Origin of the sequence: Bacillus sp. IS1, from assembly GCF_032461585.1 — a bacterium.
GTDB classification, from domain to species: domain Bacteria; phylum Bacillota; class Bacilli; order Bacillales; family Bacillaceae; genus Bacillus; species Bacillus velezensis.
The window spans coordinates 680310-696417 of the sequence record NZ_JAWCWR010000001.1 but is presented as its reverse complement, the minus strand read 5'-3'; the positions used below and the strand labels follow the sequence as shown (position 1 = coordinate 696417).

Annotated in this window: 24 protein-coding genes; 7 read left to right on the top strand and 17 right to left on the bottom strand. The window is 42.4% G+C overall.

Annotation, left to right across the window (positions count from 1 at the left end; all coding sequences use genetic code 11):
- Window positions 1-7 precede the first annotated feature (7 nt).
- The 4 genes from RUW00_RS03110 to acnA all read right to left on the bottom strand — a co-directional run bounded on the left by RUW00_RS03110 (window position 8) and on the right by acnA (window position 3719).
- On the bottom strand, window positions 8-154 hold the full coding sequence (locus RUW00_RS03110; protein WP_003153977.1) for an acid-soluble spore protein N: 147 nt from the start codon (window positions 152-154) through the stop codon (window positions 8-10).
- Between the two features lie 63 nt (window positions 155-217).
- Window positions 218-343, bottom strand: a complete 126-nt coding sequence (locus tag RUW00_RS03105; protein WP_012117651.1) for an FbpB family small basic protein — start codon at window positions 341-343, stop codon at window positions 218-220.
- A 78-nt stretch (window positions 344-421) separates the two neighbouring features.
- Window positions 422-931, bottom strand: coding sequence for a TlpA family protein disulfide reductase (locus RUW00_RS03100; RefSeq protein WP_014418022.1), 510 nt, complete (start codon window positions 929-931; stop codon window positions 422-424).
- Window positions 932-992: 61 nt separating this feature from the next.
- The gene (gene acnA / locus RUW00_RS03095; RefSeq protein WP_060561638.1) at window positions 993-3719 is read right to left on the bottom strand and encodes an aconitate hydratase AcnA; all 2727 of its coding nucleotides are present in this window, start codon (window positions 3717-3719) and stop codon (window positions 993-995) included.
- 231 nt (window positions 3720-3950) lie between these two features.
- On the opposite strand from acnA, the gene sspO reads away from it, so the two are divergent.
- The 4 genes from sspO (at window position 3951) to RUW00_RS03075 (ending at window position 5401) form a co-directional block, all read left to right on the top strand.
- The gene (sspO, locus tag RUW00_RS03090; protein ID WP_003153982.1) at window positions 3951-4097 is read left to right on the top strand and encodes an acid-soluble spore protein SspO; all 147 of its coding nucleotides are present in this window, start codon (window positions 3951-3953) and stop codon (window positions 4095-4097) included.
- Window positions 4098-4126: 29 nt separating this feature from the next.
- Window positions 4127-4273, top strand: a complete 147-nt coding sequence (locus tag RUW00_RS03085; protein ID WP_003153984.1) for a small acid-soluble spore protein P — start codon at window positions 4127-4129, stop codon at window positions 4271-4273.
- A gap of 94 nt (window positions 4274-4367) precedes the next feature.
- Entirely contained in the window at window positions 4368-4739 is a 372-nt protein-coding gene (locus RUW00_RS03080; RefSeq protein WP_007410324.1) for an Hsp20/alpha crystallin family protein, read from the top strand.
- 233 nt (window positions 4740-4972) lie between these two features.
- The gene (locus RUW00_RS03075) at window positions 4973-5401 is read left to right on the top strand and encodes a DUF2621 domain-containing protein (RefSeq protein ID WP_014418020.1); all 429 of its coding nucleotides are present in this window, start codon (window positions 4973-4975) and stop codon (window positions 5399-5401) included.
- A 27-nt stretch (window positions 5402-5428) separates the two neighbouring features.
- Here the strand turns inward: RUW00_RS03075 and RUW00_RS03070 are convergent, their stop codons facing one another.
- The 3 genes from RUW00_RS03070 to RUW00_RS03060 all read right to left on the bottom strand — a co-directional run bounded on the left by RUW00_RS03070 (window position 5429) and on the right by RUW00_RS03060 (window position 7154).
- Window positions 5429-5920 (bottom strand): CcdC family protein, encoded by a 492-nt coding sequence (locus tag RUW00_RS03070; RefSeq protein ID WP_007611735.1) that lies wholly within the window; start codon window positions 5918-5920, stop codon window positions 5429-5431.
- 79 nt (window positions 5921-5999) lie between these two features.
- Window positions 6000-6362, bottom strand: a complete 363-nt coding sequence (locus RUW00_RS03065) for a response regulator (RefSeq protein ID WP_095272172.1) — start codon at window positions 6360-6362, stop codon at window positions 6000-6002.
- A gap of 84 nt (window positions 6363-6446) precedes the next feature.
- Entirely contained in the window at window positions 6447-7154 is a 708-nt protein-coding gene (locus RUW00_RS03060; RefSeq protein WP_088056486.1) for a cytochrome c biogenesis protein CcdA, read from the bottom strand.
- Window positions 7155-7355: 201 nt separating this feature from the next.
- Between RUW00_RS03060 and RUW00_RS03055 the strand changes: the two genes are divergently transcribed.
- Window positions 7356-7529 carry an aspartyl-phosphate phosphatase Spo0E family protein gene (locus tag RUW00_RS03055; RefSeq protein ID WP_012117647.1) on the top strand — a complete coding sequence of 58 codons (174 nt, stop codon included), beginning with the start codon at window positions 7356-7358 and terminating at the stop codon, window positions 7527-7529.
- Window positions 7530-7602: 73 nt separating this feature from the next.
- On the opposite strand, the gene RUW00_RS03050 is transcribed toward RUW00_RS03055, so the two are convergent.
- The 6 genes from RUW00_RS03050 to yneA all read right to left on the bottom strand — a co-directional run bounded on the left by RUW00_RS03050 (window position 7603) and on the right by yneA (window position 11954).
- On the bottom strand, window positions 7603-7821 hold the full coding sequence (locus RUW00_RS03050; protein WP_003153994.1) for a YneF family protein: 219 nt from the start codon (window positions 7819-7821) through the stop codon (window positions 7603-7605).
- Between the two features lie 85 nt (window positions 7822-7906).
- Complete coding sequence (gene sirA, locus RUW00_RS03045; RefSeq protein ID WP_003153995.1) at window positions 7907-8353, bottom strand: sporulation inhibitor of replication protein SirA; 447 nt, start codon at window positions 8351-8353, stop codon at window positions 7907-7909.
- Window positions 8354-8504: 151 nt separating this feature from the next.
- Window positions 8505-10508 (bottom strand): transketolase, encoded by a 2004-nt coding sequence (tkt, locus tag RUW00_RS03040; protein WP_095272169.1) that lies wholly within the window; start codon window positions 10506-10508, stop codon window positions 8505-8507.
- A gap of 166 nt (window positions 10509-10674) precedes the next feature.
- Window positions 10675-10908 carry a DUF896 domain-containing protein gene (locus RUW00_RS03035; protein WP_003153997.1) on the bottom strand — a complete coding sequence of 78 codons (234 nt, stop codon included), beginning with the start codon at window positions 10906-10908 and terminating at the stop codon, window positions 10675-10677.
- Window positions 10909-10976: 68 nt separating this feature from the next.
- Window positions 10977-11627: a YneB family resolvase-like protein gene (locus RUW00_RS03030; RefSeq protein WP_021493418.1), complete on the bottom strand. Its 651-nt coding sequence runs from the start codon at window positions 11625-11627 to the stop codon at window positions 10977-10979.
- 15 nt (window positions 11628-11642) lie between these two features.
- Complete coding sequence (yneA, locus tag RUW00_RS03025; protein ID WP_061862240.1) at window positions 11643-11954, bottom strand: cell division suppressor protein YneA; 312 nt, start codon at window positions 11952-11954, stop codon at window positions 11643-11645.
- 156 nt (window positions 11955-12110) lie between these two features.
- Between yneA and lexA the strand changes: the two genes are divergently transcribed.
- Complete coding sequence (lexA, locus tag RUW00_RS03020) at window positions 12111-12731, top strand: transcriptional repressor LexA (protein WP_007611720.1); 621 nt, start codon at window positions 12111-12113, stop codon at window positions 12729-12731.
- 339 nt (window positions 12732-13070) lie between these two features.
- Here the strand turns inward: lexA and RUW00_RS03015 are convergent, their stop codons facing one another.
- Window positions 13071-13499 carry a hypothetical protein gene (locus RUW00_RS03015; RefSeq protein ID WP_038458127.1) on the bottom strand — a complete coding sequence of 143 codons (429 nt, stop codon included), beginning with the start codon at window positions 13497-13499 and terminating at the stop codon, window positions 13071-13073.
- Between the two features lie 153 nt (window positions 13500-13652).
- Here RUW00_RS03015 and RUW00_RS03010 point away from each other — a divergent pair, with 153 nt between their 5' ends.
- Window positions 13653-14102 carry a YndM family protein gene (locus RUW00_RS03010; RefSeq protein ID WP_017417873.1) on the top strand — a complete coding sequence of 150 codons (450 nt, stop codon included), beginning with the start codon at window positions 13653-13655 and terminating at the stop codon, window positions 14100-14102.
- A gap of 27 nt (window positions 14103-14129) precedes the next feature.
- Here the strand turns inward: RUW00_RS03010 and RUW00_RS03005 are convergent, their stop codons facing one another.
- The 3 genes from RUW00_RS03005 to RUW00_RS02995 form a co-directional block, all read right to left on the bottom strand.
- Window positions 14130-14960: a prohibitin family protein gene (locus RUW00_RS03005; RefSeq protein ID WP_022553287.1), complete on the bottom strand. Its 831-nt coding sequence runs from the start codon at window positions 14958-14960 to the stop codon at window positions 14130-14132.
- Window positions 14947-15096: a hypothetical protein gene (locus tag RUW00_RS03000; protein ID WP_014418013.1), complete on the bottom strand. Its 150-nt coding sequence runs from the start codon at window positions 15094-15096 to the stop codon at window positions 14947-14949. The genes RUW00_RS03005 and RUW00_RS03000 overlap by 14 nt, the downstream gene beginning before the upstream one ends.
- A gap of 105 nt (window positions 15097-15201) precedes the next feature.
- Window positions 15202-16026, bottom strand: coding sequence for a poly-gamma-glutamate hydrolase family protein (locus RUW00_RS02995; protein ID WP_021493419.1), 825 nt, complete (start codon window positions 16024-16026; stop codon window positions 15202-15204).
- Window positions 16027-16108: the final 82 nt, after the last annotated feature.

The following is a 16108-nucleotide window of genomic DNA, read 5'->3' as shown; positions in this document are numbered from 1 at the left end:
GATGATGTTATTCGCCTTTCGTCTGCATGACAATCGGATGTCCGTTTGACTTGTCATGAAACTTTTCCCCTTTGTTGCGTTTATATTTAACGGGTTTTGTCCCTAAGTGGCTCGGAGCGTATTGCGGCTGGCCGTCTTTCTTGTTTATGCCCATGTTCATCCCTCCTTAAGAGTATATTTTGCAAAAGGAGGTGCAAACATGACTGCAAATTAAAGGTTATTTTTGTTTGAACCGCTGCTCCAGCTTTTCTTCAAGCTGATTCAAATATTCCGTATTGGTCATCAGCTCACGTTTATTTTCCATAACCAATTCATGAAAAGAACGTTTTCGCATTTTTTTCAATCTTCTCACCTCCGTGTTTTCATTCATTTTTTCCAATTTTTCAAAACCTAAGTCCTCCATAATAAAAAAACTGAATCTCTATTTGAGATCCAGTTTTTCTTTCATTTCTTTTTTTGTCATCGTGCCTACGCGAATATGCTGAATGGTTCCTTTTTCGTCTAATATGTATGTTGTCGGATAAGAAAGCACGTTGAAATCTCCGTTAATTCCGCTTTTGTCAATCAGAATAGGAAATGTCAGCTGATAATGATCAGCAAATGATTTCACAGCCTGTATATTTTTTTCAGAGGACGTAAAATTAACGGCTGCTACCGCAATATCAGGATATTCTTTCTGCAGCTCCTGCATATCGGGCATTTCCATTCGGCACGGCTTGCACCACGTCGCCCAGAAATTGAGGAGCACTTTTTTTCCTTTATAATCAGAAAGGGAGATGCTTTTTCCTGACAATGTATCAAGTGTAAAGTCAGGGGCTTTCATCCCTTCTTCTGTCCCTTCTTTCGGACTTTTTTGTACAGAATAAATGTTCCAGCCCGCATACACTAACAACCCGATAAGTAATATTCCGCCCAGCCATTTCGCAAGCATCTTAAGGCCTCCCGCATAAAAAGAGAGAAAGCAGACTGCTTTCTCTCCTTTGTTCATTCTGCTACTGTTTCATTTTATCGCGAAGCACCATTTGTAAAATGCCGCCGTGGCGATAGTAATCAATTTCCACTTCACTGTCAAAACGGACAACAACTTCAAATGTTTTTACCGTACCGTCTTCACTGATTGCTCTGACAGTCAGCAAGTCGCGCGGACGTACAGATTCATCAACATCCACCTCGATGACTTCCTTACCGGTTAAGCCGAGTGTATCCGCGTTTTCACCCTGTTTGAACTGAAGCGGCAGCACACCCATGAAGACGAGGTTGCTTCTGTGAATTCTTTCAAAGCTTTCGGCAATGACTGTTCTGATGCCGAGCAGGTTTGTTCCTTTTGCAGCCCAGTCACGTGAAGAGCCCATTCCGTAATCTTTTCCGGCCAGGACGACAAGACCCGTTTTATCTTCTTTATACTGCATGCAGGCATCATAAATAGATGTCACTTTCCCGGTAGGCCAATGTGTTGTGTATCCGCCTTCTGTACCCGGTGCGATTTGGTTTTTAATGCGGATATTGGCGAATGTTCCTCTCATCATGACTTCATGGTTTCCGCGGCGTGAGCCGTAAGAGTTAAAGTCACGAGGAGAAACGCCTTTTTCCTGCAGGTATTTGCCCGCCGGTGTGTCTTTTCCGATCGCTCCGGCCGGAGAAATGTGGTCAGTCGTCACGGAATCGCCGAATTTGCCGACAACGCGAAGTCCTCTTAAAGGCTCAACTTTTCCCGGCTCTACAGACATTTCCTCAAAGAACGGCGGGTTTTGAATGTAAGTGGAATCCTGATCCCACTTGTACAGCGCTTCATCCGTCGTTTCGATTTCGTTCCAGCGCTGGTTGTCGTCAAATACCGTTTCATACTCTTTGCGGAATAATTCCGGCGTAACAGTCTGTTTAACGAGAGAATTGATTTCATCCATGGACGGCCAGATGTCATCGAAATAAACATTTTGTCCGTCATTTCCGACACCGATCGGATCCGTTTTCAGGTTGATATTCACAGTGCCTGCTAATGCGTATGCGACAACAAGCGGAGGTGACGCAAGGTAGTTTCCTTTGACAAGCGGATGGATCCGGCCTTCAAAGTTTCTGTTACCCGACAAGACAGAAGTGATCAAGAGATCATTTTTAGCAACCGCTTCTTCAATCTCTGGAGAAAGCGGGCCGGAGTTCCCGATACATGTCGTACAGCCATACCCTACGAGGTTAAAGCCGAGCTCCTTCATGTAAGGAAGCAGGCCTGAGTTGACTAAGTATCCAGTAACAACCTTAGACCCCGGTGCAAGTGACGTTTTAACATAATTCGGCACTTTCAAGCCTAATTCTACCGCTTTTTTGGCTACCAATCCGGCACCGATTAATACATAAGGGTTTGATGTATTCGTACAGCTTGTAATAGCGGCGATTGCAATCGCCCCTGTTTTCATAACCGCATCTTCGCCGCTGTTAAGTTTAAATGAAATTTCTTTGTTCTCTTCAGCAGCATCCGCTCCGAATCCTTGGTTGCCGGCCGGGCTGACAAGATGTTTTTTAAACGTTTCCTGCATAACGGAAAGCGGGATTAAATCCTGCGGACGTTTCGGTCCTGAAAGGTTCGCTTCGATTTTTGACAGATCAATTTCCACAACGTCTGTAAAAATCGGCTCTTCCGCGTCAGGCGTATAGAATAAACCGTTGTTGCGGCAGTATGCTTCCACAATATCGATCTGCTCTTCTTCACGGCCGGTCAGACGCAGGTAAGAAAGTGCTTCCTCGTCAACCGGGAAGAATCCGCAAGTCGCTCCGTATTCCGGCGCCATATTGGCAATAGTCGCACGATCCGCAAGCGGAAGCTCAGCAACACCAGGACCGAAGAATTCAACAAATTTATTGACTACGCCTTTTTCGCGCAGCACTTGAGTGACTTTCAGCGCCAAGTCAGTCGCCGTCGTTCCGTTAGGCAATTTTCCGACAAGTTTCGCGCCGATGACCTCAGGAACAGGGAAATATGAAGGCTGGCCGAGCATTCCCGCTTCCGCCTCAATACCGCCGACACCCCAGCCGAGGACGCCGATTCCGTTAATCATTGTTGTATGGGAATCTGTTCCCACCAATGTATCAGGATATGTCACAAGTTCTCCGTCTTCCTCTTTCGTATGAACGACACTTGCCAAAAACTCAAGGTTTACCTGGTGAACGATACCTGTTGCAGGCGGAACAGCCTGATAATTGTTAAACGCTTTCTTTGCCCAGCTTAAAAATTTATAACGTTCTGCATTTCTTTCGAATTCTAAGTCCATATTAATGGCTAACGCGTCTTCCGTACCGGCTTTGTCGACTTGTACGGAGTGGTCAATGACCAGGTCAACCGGAATTTCAGGATTGATTTTATCAGGGTCTCCGCCGACAGAGGCCATGGCTTTTCTTAAAGATGCCAGGTCAACTACGGCCGGAACGCCGGTAAAGTCCTGTAGAATAACCCGTGACGGTTTAAACGGCACATCGATATCTTTTAATTCAGCAGTACCCCATCTTGCTAAATTTTCAACATGTTCTTTTGTAATGACACGTCCGTCTACCTGACGCAAAACAGATTCCAAAAGAACCTTAATAGAATAAGGAAGTTTTGAAACATTGCCGACCCCTGCGTCTTCCAATGCTTTTAATGAATAGTAGTTGTATGTTTTCCCATTTGAAGAAAATGTTTTTCTTGCTTGGAAAACGTCTTGTGTTGCGACTTTTTGCTGATTTGTCATTCTCCAAAATCCCCCTTCAATGATCAAGATCGTTCTTTAGATGAATGTTCACATTCCATCACAATTTTCTCACAATTTCATCTTAGTATAAAATCATACATAAGTAAATATCAATGTTTTTATTAAATACAATAAGATCGTCTTATCAGTATGATTTTCGGTAAATTTTGTCCGATTTTCCGCCTCATACAACAGGCTGTAAAGAGCCATATTAATGTTGAGGTGATGATCATGGTAAAACGGAAAGCCAATCATGTAATTAACGGCATGAATGATGCGAAAAGCCAAGGCAAAGGCGCGGGTTATATAGAAAATGACCAGCTCGTCCTGACGGAAGAAGAACGGCAGAACAATAAAAAAAGAAAAACAAACCAATAGCCGGAACACCTTAAAAAGGAGGCTTTAACATGACAAATAAAAATACGAGTAAAGATATGCATAAAAATGCTCCGAAGGGCCATAACCCCGGCCAGCCGGAACCGCTGAGCGGAAGCAAAAAAGTGAAAAACCGCAACCATACAAGACAAAAACATAATACAAGCCACGATATGTAAAACAGACCCCGGTGTCTGTTTTTTTGTGCCATTCACCCATTCAAAGCTTCTGCATACGTTATAGCAAGGCTTTTTAATATGGAGGGATGCTTCCATGAATCACTCAAAAAACGCTGAAGAATTTGATGATACGGAAGAATGGCTGCGGCAGTTTTACGAGGACCCGTATGCTTGGTATGACGAGACGCTGCCGATCGATCTATATGAAACAAGCCGTCAATATATCATTGAAGCCGACCTGACGGCGCTGAAGCAGGTGCAAGCGATAACCGTCACTCTTTCGGGAAATGAGTTTATGCTCTCTGTTAAAACGCTTGAACGGACGTTAAACAAACAAATGATGCTTCCTTTTTATCTGAATGACAAACATATTTTCACTGATTTCACCAACCATATTCTGACCGTCTCCATGAACAAGGAGCCAAATGAGACTCCTGCCTCTTTTTCCTTTCAATTTCCTCTATAACATAAAAAAGCCGCTTTCATCCCTCAATGGAAGCGGCTTTTTTGTCCGGTCATATCAGTCATATACCCTCAAAGTGAATCTCCCATGGCCAAATAGCAGAATCACTATACGATAGAATATGTTCTAGCAACCGGAATGACTGGACATCTATCATTTTTTCTATTCTTTTTTTCATGTGTTCTTCTATTCTGTCTTCGTTTACAATATGGTTAAAGTAAGGAGGAGATAGAACAATGCTGGAAGGCTGGTTTATGTGGTTTATTTTATTTTGGGTCATCGTGATGATCGGATTGCTGTCTATCGGCGGGTTTTTTATGTTTCGAAAATTTTTAAAACGCTTACCGAAAGAAGACGGCCGGTCAGAACTGGATTGGCAGGACTATTATATTGAAAAAAGCAAGCACTTATGGAATGAGGGTGACAAGGCGTTTTTGGATGAACTGGTCGCCCCCGTGCCGGAGCTCTTCCGGGATGTAGCCAAAGCGAAAATCGCCGGAAAAATCGGTGAACTTTCCTTAGCGGAGGAAGCTGAACAAATAAACCGTGATTTAATCATCAGGGGTTACATACTGGCCACTCCTAAGCGTGATCATCAATTTTTAAAAAAGCATCTCCGTGAAAAACAGATTGATCTTACTCCTTATCAAGCCCTGCTCAAATAAAAAACCTTTCCGGCGGACGGAAAGGTTTTAATTCATCTGAATATCAGCGGTCTTCAGTTCATTCGAAAGTTTGCGGTAAGACAAAAACATCGCGATGCGCCACGGGACAATCATTCCGAAAGCAAGAATCCAAAACATCCCGCTTAAAGCTCCGTAATCAATCGTCGTGCTCAAAATGGATTTCATAGCGATTCTGATAACCAGCAAACCAATCAGGATAAACACAAACGCTTTTGACCGTTTTAAATAGATTTCATTATTTTTAATCTCAAATTTAGATGTTTTAATCAGAAAAATAGAGAAGATTACGCCCAGCGTAATGGCTTCCAAAAATTCTTCGCCCGTCACTCTGAAAATCGGAAAAAGGAACATAAGCGCTCCCGTACTCATGAAAATCGGCGGGAGAATTATTTTTTTAGGTGAAGCGGGCTTGTCGGAGGATTTAATCCTGACGATCATCACGGAAATTGCCATGGCCGCTGCAATAACGGATGAAATTATAATCATCATCTTTATCATTCCTTTGCTTGCACGGAGTTTGATACTATATACTATACTCCAAAAACATAAAAAAAACCAATTTGAAAAGAGAACACGTTTACGTTCCCGTTACCCGCCCTACTGCTTCCAGCACTTTAGATGCTTCAAACGGTTTAACGATAAAGTCTTTAGCGCCTAATTCAATCGCTTCCAGAACGATCCGCTGCTGCCGCATGGCGGTGCACATGATGATCCGGGCTTTCGGGTCAAAAGCTAAAATATCCTGCAGCGCCTGTATACCGTTTCTGACCGGCATGGTAATATCCATTGTCACCAGGTCGGGACGGATTTTTTGATATACTGCCAGAGCTTCCTCACCGTCAGCCGCTTCCCCGGCCACTGTGTAATTCGCCGATTCCAGAATCTCTCTGATTTTCACCCTCATGAACTTGGCGTCATCTACAACTAAAACTCGTGTCATATTCCCCTCCACATATTTAACATTAACTAGTCTTATTGTACCAAAAACAAAAGGGTATATAATAGTTCAAAAGTTATTAATCCGTTACAGACCCGTAAATCCTCCGAAAAGATTTGACAGAACGATCAGAATGTAGCTCATCCAGTTAAAAAACAGCATAACTCCGATCAGAATCATAAGAATGCCGCCGATTTTCATGATAAGCAGCTGATGCTTGCGAATCCAATTCATTCTGGTAATAAAAAATGAAAGAACAAGAAAAGGAATCGCAAATCCGAGAACATATAAAAACATATACGGCACTGCTGAAGAAGGATTTGTATTGGCCAGCGAAAATACCGCTCCTAAAATGGGCCCGCTGCACGGCGACCAGCCGGCTGCAAACGCAAGACCGATCAGAACCGAACCGATAAACCCCTCCGGACGGCGCTTAAAGTGAATGCGCCGCTCTTTCATCATGAATTTCGGCTGAAACACACCGGCAGTAATCAGCCCGAAAAGGATCAGCATGATAGCGCCAAACTGGCGGATCGCTTCATGATATTGGGTAAAAAAACTGCCGATAAACGAAGTTCCATATCCCAATGCGATAAAAATCACGGAGAAACCAAGCAAAAAACAAAGTGTATGCACGAGGCCGCGCTTTTGCAGCATCACTTTTTCTGTTTTCACCTCGTCCATACTGACACCAGTTATGTAAGATAAAAAGGCGGGGTACAACGGCAGACAGCATGGAGAAATGAAAGACAGAAATCCGGCCCCAAACGTCAGAAAGTAATTAAAACTCACGATGACACACTCCCTTCGAGTTATGACAAAATCATTTCATTTTTTTAACACTTTCCCGAGAAGGATTACTTTTTATAGAAAAAGCTTATATAATTTAATTTGACATCGAGATATTATACTCCTTCTTATTTGAAAAACAGTATAAATGTGGATATAATAATAGCGACTCAGGTGAAAGATTTATGTATGAAAGGATATATCCCTGTGATTAGAGAGCATCTATTAAATGAAATTGAAAAAAAACGGGCAGAGCTGCTTAAAATCGTCATGACAAACGGAATGACATCAAACATTACGATAGAACTCAGCCAGGAGCTTGACCACCTTCTCATACAATACCAAAAAGAACTGCACACCGGCAGTTGGGGTGAAACATGACGCCAAAATAAAAAACCCTCTCCGGGTTTTTTATTTTTATAACCATGTATCTCTATATCATAATCTGTACGTATTATTTCGCTTGATTATTCATGGCTTTCATCATTTGATTAATTTTCTTTTGAGAAGGTTTCATTCCCATTTGCATCATCATCATGCGTAACATTTGTTCATTAATAGGCGGATTCTTTTTCAAATAGCTCATCATATATTTACGAGCAATAAAAAACCCGAGTGCAACACCTATGAGCAATGCGACAACGCCCACTAGGATGCCAACCCATAAAGTCATTTTATTTCCTCCTTCATGTTGTCTAGTTTAAAGTGTACTAAACCAAAGGCTATTATACAACATTTACATCTCTTTTTCCTCGTTTTTAGACAAAATTTCTTTCTCTGACCGGATTTAACCACCCGTAGCGCCGTGTCTTGAAATCCATTGCAAGAAAACAGGGGCTGATTTTACGCAGAATCTCAAAGAAAATCGTTTCCGCCTCATAATCTCCCGAAGCTGCAATCTCAATTAAACTGTCTTTCATCATGAAGGTGGCGCGGCCCTTTTCTCCGGGCAGTGTAAGCCGGTAAATGGAATCCAAACGGCTGTAACTCATTCGGTTTAAATGCAGCTGGAGACGCTGATGCATATGTATCACCGGAATCGGTTCCGTTATATATTGAACTTGCTTTTCTGTCATTTGATATTCCTGGGGTGTCAGATCTGTCCAATGATAGTCTCGAAACAACTCAAACATAGCCGTTTCCCGCCCGAAGTAGTGGTTCGCAAACTCATCCTTTATCAGGTGCGTATAGTAATGACGTTCCATTTCCTCATCCCCTTTTACAGCGCTTCGTTATTGCTTTCTATTATACAAAAGGAGAAAAGAAAGAATTGTCTATTACTGTTACGCCGCCCCTTCTATTTTTGTCACATAAACAGGAAAAAGAGGATGATTTGACTCATCCTCTTTTGTCTCGTTATTTGTTTAAAAGTTTTTTCACGCGGTCAACCACGTTTTCTGCAGTAAACCCGTATTCTTTCATAATTGTTTCTCCCGGAGCTGAAGCACCGAAACGGTCAATTGCGAGAACGTCTCCTTCAAGACCGGTAAATTTGCCCCATCCGAAGCTTGAACCCATTTCGATCGCAAGACGTTTCGTCACATTCGGAGGAAGCACGCTGTTTTTGTACTCGGCCGATTGTTTTTCAAAGCGGTCCCAGCTCGGCATGCTGACTACAGATACGTGAATGTTTTCTTCAGCCAGTTTCGCTTGAGCTTCGATCGCAAGTCCGACTTCAGAACCTGTCGCTAAAAGAAGAGCGGCCGGTGATTCTGTTTGGGCTTTGGAAACGATATAAGCCCCTTTATCCACGCCCGCATACGCTTCTTCAGCCTGCTGATCAATCGTCGGCAGGTTTTGGCGTGTCAATACAAGAGCTGTCGGATGATCTTGGCTTTGAACGGCAACCTTCCATGCAGCTGCGGTTTCATTTCCGTCAGCAGGTCTGATCACAGAAAGGTTAGGAAGTGCGCGTAAAGAAGCAAGCTGCTCAATCGGTTCGTGAGTCGGCCCGTCCTCTCCTACGGCAATACTGTCATGTGTGAATACATAAGTGACGGGAAGACCCATCAATGACGCCAGACGAATGGCAGGTCTTAAATAATCAGAGAACACAAAGAATGTGCCGCCGAATACGCGGAGGCCGCCGTGAAGCGCCATTCCGTTTAATGCAGCGCCCATCGCAAATTCACGGACACCGAACCAGAAGTTTTTCCCGGCGTAGTCTTTGGCCGTGAAGTCTCCTCCATTTTTGATTGTCGTTTTATTTGAACCAGCAAGGTCAGCAGATCCCCCGACAAAGAAAGGAATTTTCTTGGCGATCCCGTTCAGCACCTCACCTGAAGATGCGCGGGAAGCAAGGCTGCTGCCTTTTTCATAAACGGGAACTTCCTGATCCCAGTCTTTAGGAAGCTCGCCTTTCATGCCGAGTGACAGCTGTTCAGCAAGCTCAGGATATTTTTCTTTATAAGCCGCGAACAGTTCATTCCATTCCTGTTCTTTTTTCGAGCCGGCTTCTTTTACAGCTTGATTGAAATGCCCGTATACTTCTTCCGGAACATAAAAATCTTCTTCAAACGTCCAAGCATACGCTTCTTTTGTCAGCTTGCTCTCTTCTTGTCCTAACGGAGCGCCGTGAACGCCGGATGTGCCCGCGCGGTTTGGAGAACCGAAACCGATTGTCGTTTTCACTTCGATCAATGTCGGTTTTTTATCATTCTGGCGCGCTTTTTCAATTGCAGCCGTCAATTCAGCGATGTTGTTTCCGTCCTCAACATAAAGAACTTCCCAGTTCATTGCTTCAAAACGCTGCTTTACATTTTCAGAGAAAGAACGGTCTAAATCGCCGTCTAAGGAAATGTCATTAGAATCGTATAATACGATCAGGCGGCCTAATTCAAGATGGCCTGCAAGAGAAGCTGCTTCGGAAGAAATGCCTTCCATTAAATCGCCGTCTCCGCAAATACTGTATGTATAATGATCAACTACGTTGAATGAATCACGGTTATATGTCTCAGCCAGATGGCGTTCTGCAATTGCCATTCCCACTGCCATTGCAATACCCTGTCCAAGCGGCCCGGTCGTAGCGTCTACTCCGCCTGTGTGCCCGAACTCCGGATGTCCCGGTGTTTTGCTTCCCCATTGACGGAACTGTTTCAAGTCTTCAATGCTGAGGTCATATCCGCTTAAATGCAGCATGCTGTATAAAAGCATTGAACCGTGGCCTGCTGATAAAACAAAGCGGTCGCGGTTAAACCAGCCCGGATTCTGCGGATTTACATTCATAAATTTCGTCCACAATGTATATGCCATCGGAGCGGCTCCCATCGGCATGCCCGGATGTCCGGAATTCGCTTTTTCAATTGCGTCTATAGATAGTGTACGAATGGTGGCAACTGATTTCTTTTCAATTGTATCCATTATAATCCCCTTCCTTATTGTTGTACCTTTTCATCATAAAGCGATGCTGACTTTTTCTCAACTCTTTCAGCTTAAATTTGAGATAAACTTGTTGAAAATTGTCGTAAAGCACATCCTGATATTAGTATATACGAAAAAAGAATACGTATTGCCGTATTCTTTCTGTTTAATGAAGATTATTTTTCTGTTGTTCTCTTTTTAATTTTTCCGGGGTGACATCGTTGCCTTCCGGATCAATCACTTTTACGCTCTTTAACGTATTTTTCATTGAGGAGCGGAATCCTTTCAAATATTCCTGGCGAAGCTTTTGCTGTTCAGCTTTTTCCTCATCCGTTATTGTGTTTGATTTAGCTTTTTGAGCCAATTCGTTAATTCTTGCGATTTTTTCTTTAGAAATCATAATAAGCTCCTTTGGTGCGTGTTGATTATATACTACTAAAACGCAGTCTTTTTTACAACTGATGCGCGTCAGCTGCCTTCTGTGTCTGCGGTATATTCCTGAAACCGCCGGTGAACCGTGGCTTTGGACACATCATAGCCGAATCCCCTTAAGGTCGCTGCGATTTCTGCAAAGGTAAGCTTGTTGGCTCTCAGCCTGATAATTTCCGAAACCGGAACCTCTTTTTTTTCTTTTCCGCTGTTTTCATGTCTGTTTTTCAGATTCCGTTCAGGTTTGTAGCCGTTTTTCACGGCTCTTTTCATTCCCCGCCGGATTTTCATATTGTGAATTTTCCTTTGATATTCCTCAACAATACTGACGATTTCAAGTACCATCGTATCAGCTTCGGAAAGCTCCAGTTCACCTTTATGAGCCGTCGTATATATCTTTACGTTCTCCCTGTAAATGCAATGCAAAAGCGCTATCTTGGCGTTTCCTCTTCCCAATCTCGTTTCGTCCTGCACCAATATCGCGTCAATATGTGATTTTTTAATTTCATCAAGCATTTCAAATACTCCGTCGCGGTCCATTTCGTAACCGCTGGCTTTCTCAGAAATGACTTTCACGACTTCCATGCCGTTTGCAGCAGCGATCTCACTGAGCTCCTCTTCCTGTCTTTTTAATGACGTTTGCTGCTGTTCTTTGTTTGTGCTTACGCGGGCATAAATGAGCGCCTTCATTTCTCTCTTTCCTCTCTAATTGACAATGGCCAGCTGATATACGGCCGGATGCTTCTTCTTAACCGGAAGAAAAAGTTCGTCTCCAGGCTTTATATCAGCAGTTTGGAGATGATTATTCTCCGTCACCCACTCAATGAAATCTTCTTTATTAATGTGTTTCTTTTCTGCTACATGATCCGCAAGTGACCAGAGTGTATCGCCGTCCTGAACCTTTATTTTAACATATTGGCTGAGGGACTGATCATTTCCCGCACATGAGACAAGTAAAATAGCGGCACTTAAAATCGCAGTAAACAGTCCGACAAATATGATAGATTCTTTCGCCATGTAAACAACCTCCAATAAGAATGTTTGTTCGCTTTTTATACCTTTCAGTATATACGAACAAACGTTTCTGTCAATCGTTTTTTTCGAACCTATGTTTGTACTGTCAGGAAAATCATGCTATAATCTACTTAAAATCGACGTTTTGAGGTGCGAAATATGACGAAGCTATCAAAAAGGCAGCTTGATATCCTGCGTTTTATTAAAGAAGAGGTAAAAACGAAAGGATATCCGCCTTCTGTAAGAGAGATAGGAGAAGCAGTAGGACTGGCTTCCAGTTCAACCGTGCACGGCCATTTGGCGCGGCTGGAGACAAAAGGCCTGATCAGACGGGACCCTACTAAACCGAGAGCGATTGAGGTATTGGATGAAGAAGAAGTCCAAATTCCGAAAAGCCAGGTCGTAAACGTTCCGGTCATCGGGAAAGTGACGGCGGGTATTCCGATTACGGCTGTTGAAAATATCGACGAGTATTTTCCGCTTCCCGACCGGATGGTTCCTCCCGGCGAACATGTCTTTATGTTAGAAATCATGGGAGAAAGTATGATTGACGCCGGCATTTTTGACAAAGATTACGTCATCGTCAAACAGCAGAACACGGCCAATAACGGAGAAATCGTCGTAGCTATGACCGAAGATGATGAAGCGACGGTCAAGCGCTTCTATAAAGAAGACAATTATGTGCGGCTGCAGCCGGAAAATCCGACGATGGAGCCGATTATCCTGCAAAACGTAAGCATTTTGGGGAAAGTTATCGGCGTATTCAGAGCCGTACATTAATTCTATTAAACTTCATTTATCGTAAAAAACCCCTTACAGAGGGGTTTTTTTGCATAAAAAAAGCAGATTCGCCCTGGCTTAAGAAACGAATCTGCTAAGGAGGAAAAACTTACATTCTTATTATCCGACATCACACTTTTGAAGTCAACTAATAATGTTTCCCTCAAGAAACTTTTCATCCATTTTTCAACTTTGTATATTTGTGCGTTATGAATTTGTTTTTGTTTATCTTTTCTTTTGGGCGGGTGCATCAAAATTTATATATGAATATTTAGTACATAGTACAATAAGTTATATTTAAATATAAAAAAACCCGCTGCCTTTAGCGAGTATCTATTTTCAATCAAAATGATAATATTCTACACCGTATAACCCTTTAATATAGACGGGGCCACAGACGTTTGAAGAACTTTCAACCAGAATCCTGTATTTGTGATACGGATCAATTGATTTTTTATCCTGGGCACTGAGGTTTAACCAGCTGCCGCTGTAGTTTTTAGAACTTAATGTATAAAAATTTCCGTTCAGCGCCATCCGCTGGAGTTTCATGCTTAAACCGCACGAAGAGTTGTTCATTATGGTGAACTTATATCCTAAAAAGTAATCGTCGGCAGCTACAGCCCCAGGATTTTCAATATGAAACTCTTTTGCATTTCCCTCCAAAGTGAAGCTTGTTTTTGATCCGAATTCAGTGGTAGCCGCTTTAGCTGAGTGTATTCCGCTAAAACATAATAAAAAAACAGCAATACAAATCCAGTATTTTTTCATTTGCATCCCCCTTTTTACATATTTTAACTTGTGAATCCTGTGATGTCTATTCACATTTTATTAAAACGTATACTTTATAACCACTATATACCAGTTTAAAAATTTGCGGATTGCTTACAATGAAGACTAAACGAAATAACGAAGGTGGTTCAAATGAAACACGTAATTGCTTTCGCTTCTAAAACGGCGCTCACACTTGCTTTACTGTACATTGTTCTGGATCTTATGTACCAAGTAACCTTTTTAAACGTTCTGTTTATTACAGTGATCTTAAGTTTAATCACTTATTTTGCGGGTGATTGCATGATTCTGCCGAGAACAAGCAATTTCACAGCCGTTGCAGCTGATTTCGGAATTTCATTCATTGTATTATGGATATTCCTTATGAACATTGGCGGATTTAATGTCTCGCCTGCCGCGGCATCGGTTATCTCTGCACTTTGCATTTCTGTTTTTGAGGCATTTTTTCACCGGTATTTGCAGCAATATGTACTTCCCGAAGATTATCAGGACACAACAGAGACGGATAGCACGCTATGGAGCTATCAAACCGAGGCGTCTGAAGAATTAGTGCCGGAAAAAGACCCTCAGGAAAAAACATAAAAAGGAGGCAATCGCCTCCTTCTCTTTTTATTTTTGCTTCTGATCGTCCAGCGGCAGCTGCAGCAGTGAGTCTGTGCCTGTCGCTTTCGGCGTTTTTCCGTCCCATTTTTCAATCCATTTATATTTGATCATTTCATCGGACATTGATTTCTTTATGATTTCGTTATAATCAGCGATCCCTTCCGCTTCAATTTTTTTCTTTTTCGCTTCAGCTTCGGCTATTTTAATTTCAGTTTGTGTCCGTTCAAGTTCCTGTGAAGACTTCACCCTTGCATCGATGGCTTCCTGTGTGGCTTTATCCGGCTTCGGTACGCCAAGCGTCAGATCATCAATTAAAAATCCAAGACTCTTCATATCATCAGCAAATCTCTTTTGAACATCGGCAGCGGCTTCTGCAGATTTTTGCCCGTATGTGTCAATAACCGAGTATTTGCTGATTGATTTTCGCGCCGCATCCCACAGCCTTGTTTTTAAATATGTATTTTCAATCGTTTCAACGTTTACCGCGCCGAATTTGTTAAACAGATCGACTACTTTATCAGGCTGCACGACATAGTTGTAAGCGATATCCATTTCTATATTTTTACCGTCTGAGGTTGCCACTTTTATATTTTCATTATTCACTGTCTGCATACGCACCGGATATTCCGTTACTTTATTAAATAAACCGACTAAGTGCCAGCCTTGGTCCAATGTGTCGGATTTTACCCCGCCATTCGGTGAGTATACAACCCCGACATAACCGTTCGGTATTTTTTCAATGAATAGTGACGCTGTAACGCCCGCAATTAAAAGGGCTGCACCTATAATCACACCGCCGAGAATTTTTTTTGTGTTTCCGCGCTTATTTTCGCTCATGCTGATCTTCTTCCTCCCATGACTTTTTGAATTTTTTGGCTCTGCTTCCCACTTGTTTAAAGATTGGACTAAGCATCAGCCATAAACCGAATCCGATGATGACAAGAAGAATGATAGACCCGATCATCACTTTCATTTGCCCACCTCTTTTCTTTCATCCTGTCAATTATGTATACGATCTTAAGAACTTAAAGTTTCATAAATTTCAAAAGAAAAAGCCCCGCCGACAAAATAGGCGTGCTTATTCATAATTGTCACTGATAAAATCAGAAATCGTTTTTGTGAATTGATAAAAGGTCCCGTTTTGTGTGGATGCTCTGCTTTTCAGCGTAAAAGTGTCAAATAGTGATTTTCTGAAGCCGGTGCTCATTTCGATTTGAATACTCAATCCGGATGAAGATTGATTGGCAAGGTTGTTCGGACTGACGCCTGCATATTTATCATTTATGCCAAGAAGAACGGCAGGATACCCGTGCCGTTTCAGCACATCGGTCAAAAGTTCGGCCCGTTCTCTGTCTGTACCGCCGATTTTTATCTTTTTATCATCACTGCCGTAACCGTGCAATGAAATGACATTAGAGTGCTCTTTCACCATTTGCACGGCCTTAGGTTCATCGAAATGCGAACTTGTCAAATGCAGAGCCGCATTACCGGCTGATTTTAACCCTTCAAATAAATATAAACTCCGGTTTTCGGCAATTTCTCTGGCTAACTCACTGGTCCCCGGCTCTATGCCTCCGCCGTGTATAGCTAATATGAGGACAGAAGGGTTATGCTCTCGCGTTGAAATGGAAAAATCGGAAGGATTTTCATTCAACTTTAATTCCTCGAAACTGCCGTAAATATCTGAAGCGGCATTAGCCCGAAAGAACGGCAGAAGCAAAAATGGTAAAATCAAAACTAAAATTCCTTTTTTGGTTATTGATGGCATTTGTATGTTTATGTTACAATACAAATGCTTCAGCCTTTGAAGCGAACGGCAGAACAGGGTGACTTTGGACGGTTTCTTCTGCTCTGCCTCTTTGCCAGCTGCTTTATGGTCTACTCTTCTAACCCTTTTTGCCATAACATCATCCTTTCTTTTGTTTACACTTTTGTCACAATATTATATACGTTGGACAAAACCTCCGTTCATCTTGAAGAATAAA

Bases quoted from the DNA above. Each gene is read 5' to 3' on its own strand.
- RUW00_RS03005 (WP_022553287.1), bottom strand. From the start codon at position 14,960: ATGAGCGAAAATAAGCGCGGAAACACAAAAAAAATTCTCGGCGGTGTG.
- tkt (WP_095272169.1), bottom strand. From the start codon at position 10,508: ATGGATACAATTGAAAAGAAATCAGTTGCCACCATTCGTACACTATCT.
- sirA (WP_003153995.1), bottom strand. From the start codon at position 8,353: ATGGAACGTCATTACTATACGCACCTGATAAAGGATGAGTTTGCGAAC.
- RUW00_RS03075 (WP_014418020.1), top strand. From the start codon at position 4,973: ATGCTGGAAGGCTGGTTTATGTGGTTTATTTTATTTTGGGTCATCGTG.
- yneA (WP_061862240.1), bottom strand. From the start codon at position 11,954: ATGGCGAAAGAATCTATCATATTTGTCGGACTGTTTACTGCGATTTTA.
- RUW00_RS03035 (WP_003153997.1), bottom strand. From the start codon at position 10,908: ATGATTTCTAAAGAAAAAATCGCAAGAATTAACGAATTGGCTCAAAAA.
- acnA (WP_060561638.1), bottom strand. From the start codon at position 3,719: ATGACAAATCAGCAAAAAGTCGCAACACAAGACGTTTTCCAAGCAAGA.
- RUW00_RS02995 (WP_021493419.1), bottom strand. From the start codon at position 16,026: ATGGCAAAAAGGGTTAGAAGAGTAGACCATAAAGCAGCTGGCAAAGAG.
- RUW00_RS03110 (WP_003153977.1), bottom strand. From the start codon at position 154: ATGGGCATAAACAAGAAAGACGGCCAGCCGCAATACGCTCCGAGCCAC.
- sspO (WP_003153982.1), top strand. From the start codon at position 3,951: ATGGTAAAACGGAAAGCCAATCATGTAATTAACGGCATGAATGATGCG.
- RUW00_RS03030 (WP_021493418.1), bottom strand. From the start codon at position 11,627: ATGAAGGCGCTCATTTATGCCCGCGTAAGCACAAACAAAGAACAGCAG.
- RUW00_RS03010 (WP_017417873.1), top strand. From the start codon at position 13,653: ATGAAACACGTAATTGCTTTCGCTTCTAAAACGGCGCTCACACTTGCT.
- RUW00_RS03100 (WP_014418022.1), bottom strand. From the start codon at position 931: ATGCTTGCGAAATGGCTGGGCGGAATATTACTTATCGGGTTGTTAGTG.
- RUW00_RS03015 (WP_038458127.1), bottom strand. From the start codon at position 13,499: ATGAAAAAATACTGGATTTGTATTGCTGTTTTTTTATTATGTTTTAGC.
- lexA (WP_007611720.1), top strand. From the start codon at position 12,111: ATGACGAAGCTATCAAAAAGGCAGCTTGATATCCTGCGTTTTATTAAA.
- RUW00_RS03065 (WP_095272172.1), bottom strand. From the start codon at position 6,362: ATGACACGAGTTTTAGTTGTAGATGACGCCAAGTTCATGAGGGTGAAA.
- RUW00_RS03085 (WP_003153984.1), top strand. From the start codon at position 4,127: ATGACAAATAAAAATACGAGTAAAGATATGCATAAAAATGCTCCGAAG.
- RUW00_RS03080 (WP_007410324.1), top strand. From the start codon at position 4,368: ATGAATCACTCAAAAAACGCTGAAGAATTTGATGATACGGAAGAATGG.
- RUW00_RS03000 (WP_014418013.1), bottom strand. From the start codon at position 15,096: ATGAAAGTGATGATCGGGTCTATCATTCTTCTTGTCATCATCGGATTC.
- RUW00_RS03070 (WP_007611735.1), bottom strand. From the start codon at position 5,920: ATGATAAAGATGATGATTATAATTTCATCCGTTATTGCAGCGGCCATG.
- RUW00_RS03050 (WP_003153994.1), bottom strand. From the start codon at position 7,821: ATGACTTTATGGGTTGGCATCCTAGTGGGCGTTGTCGCATTGCTCATA.